Origin of the sequence: Sphingopyxis sp., assembly GCF_036402335.1 — a bacterium.
In the GTDB taxonomy this organism is placed as follows: domain Bacteria; phylum Pseudomonadota; class Alphaproteobacteria; order Sphingomonadales; family Sphingomonadaceae; genus Sphingopyxis.
Map to the genome: position 1 here is coordinate 1 of NZ_DASWTD010000621.1, position 2220 is coordinate 2220.

Below are 2220 nucleotides of genomic sequence, written 5' to 3' on the forward strand. Positions count from 1 at the left end.
TGGATAGAGGCCGAACCCGTCGAGGAAACCGGGCGCACCGGCTTCTTCAAGCTGCTGCGCCACCGCGAGACCTGGGCCTATATGTCGGGCCGCTTCCTGATCGATCCGATCTGGTGGACCTTCCTGTTCTGGCTGCCCGACTTCTTCTCAAAGCGCTACGCCGTCGACCTCAAGGGCTTCGGCCCGCCGCTCATCGCGATCTATCTGATCGCCGATGTGGGCTCGATCCTGGGCGGCTGGTATTCGTCGCGGCTGCTCGGCAAGGGCTTCAGCGCCAATCGCGCGCGCAAGACTGCGATGCTCGCCTGCGCGATCGTCGTCACCCCCGTCACCTTCGCGATGTACGCGCCGACGATCTGGGTCGCGGTGCTGCTGATCGGGCTTGCATGTGCGGGGCATCAGGGCTTTTCGAGCAACCTCTTCTCGATGCCCGCCGATCTCTTCCCGCGCTGGGCACAGGGCACCGTCGTCGGCCTTGGCGGTTTCGCGGGCGCCGCGGGGGGCATGCTGATGTCCAAATATGCGGGCTATGTGCTCGAGACGATCGGCACCTACACCCCGATCTTCATCGTCTCGGGTTTTGCCTATCTGCTGGCCCTTCTGGTGGTGCATCTGATCAATCCGCGCTATGCGCCCGTAACCAAGTTGCACACGCGCACCGAGGATCTATGACACCGCTTACCCTGCATCCCGACCGGCTGTTTCCCGCTGACCCCGAAACGCGTGATATCGCGCGACGGCTCTACAACGGCGTGAAGGGCCTGCCGATCGTCAGCCCCCACGGCCATACCGATCCCGCATGGTTCGCGGCCAACGCGCCCTTCGCCAATCCGTCGGAGCTGCTGATCGTCCCCGATCACTATGTTTTCCGCATGCTCTACAGCCAGGGCGTGCCGCTCGAGGCACTCGGCATCCCCACGATTGACGGCAGCGAAACCGCACAGGACCCGCGCAAGATCTGGCATCTCTTCGCAGCGCACTATCACCTCTTCCGCGGCACGCCGTCGCGGCTCTGGCTCGACTGGGTGTTCGCCGAGGTTTTCGGATTGAAGGCGCGGCTCTCGCCCGAAACCGCCGATCTCTATTACGACACGATCGACGCCGCGCTCGCAACCGACGCCTTCCGCCCTCGCGCGCTGTTCGAGCGCTTCGGCATTGAGGTCATCGCGACCACCGAAAGCCCGCTCGATCCGCTCGACCATCACCGCGTCATCCGCGACAGCGGCTGGAGCGGCCGCGTCGTCACCGCCTATCGCCCCGATCCCGTGATGGACCCCGAGCATCCGGGCTTTCTCGACAATCTCCGCCGCTTCGGTGAGGTGACGGGCGAGGACATCTCGACCTTTGCGGGCTATCTCCGCGCGCACGAGAACCGCCGTGCGTATTTCCGCGAAGCGGGCGCGACCTCAACCGACCACGGCCACCCGTCGGCCTTCACCGCCGACCTGCCCCGCGCCGAGATCGAGGCACTCTATGCCAAGGTGCTCAGTGGCCTCGCCTCGCCCGCCGAAGCCGAGCTGTTCCGCGGGCACATGCTGACCGAGATGGCGCGAATGAGCATCGAGGACGGCATGGTGATGCAAATCCACCCCGGCGTGCATCGCAGCCACAATCCCGGCGTTATGGCGCGCTTCGGACGCGACAAGGGCGCCGACATCCCGGTCCCCACCGGCTATGTCGAGGCGCTGAAGCCGCTGCTTGACCGCTTCGGCAACGAACGCGACCTCACAATCATCCTCTTCACGCTCGACGAGACGAGCTATTCGCGCGAGCTGGCGCCGCTGGCGGGCCATTATCCCGCGCTCCGCCTCGGGCCGCCCTGGTGGTTCCATGACAGCCCCGAAGGGATGCGCCGCTTCCGCGAGCAGGCGACCGAGACGGCGGGCTTTTACAACACTGTCGGCTTTAACGACGACACACGCGCCTTCCTCTCGATCCCCGCGCGCCACGATGTCGCGCGGCGGATGGACTGCGGCTTTCTCGCCAGGCTCGTCGCCGAGCACCGGCTCGGGGAGGACGAGGCACACGAGCTGGCCCGCGCGCTCGCCTATGATCTGGTCAAGGCCGCGTACAAGCTGTGAGGGGAGGATCGCCCAAATCCTCCCCAAGCTCCGCTTGGGGAGGGGGACCATGCGAAGCATGGTGGAGGGGTGTGGCACTGAGCCTGCCCCTCCACCGGCCTTCGGCCGGTCCCCCTCCCCGAGCAAGCTCGGGGAGGAA

At 66.0% G+C, this 2220-nt stretch carries 1 protein-coding gene and 1 pseudogene; both read left to right on the forward strand.

Features of this window, described 5'->3' with window-relative positions; translation table 11 throughout:
- A pseudogene (locus tag VGD20_RS19950) lies at positions 1-672 on the forward strand (MFS transporter); the annotation flags it as partial.
- Positions 669-2081: a glucuronate isomerase gene (gene uxaC, locus VGD20_RS19955; protein WP_331136121.1), complete on the forward strand. Its 1413-nt coding sequence runs from the start codon at positions 669-671 to the stop codon at positions 2079-2081. The pseudogene VGD20_RS19950 and the gene uxaC, both read left to right, overlap by 4 nt.
- The last annotated feature ends 139 nt before the right edge of the window (positions 2082-2220 follow it).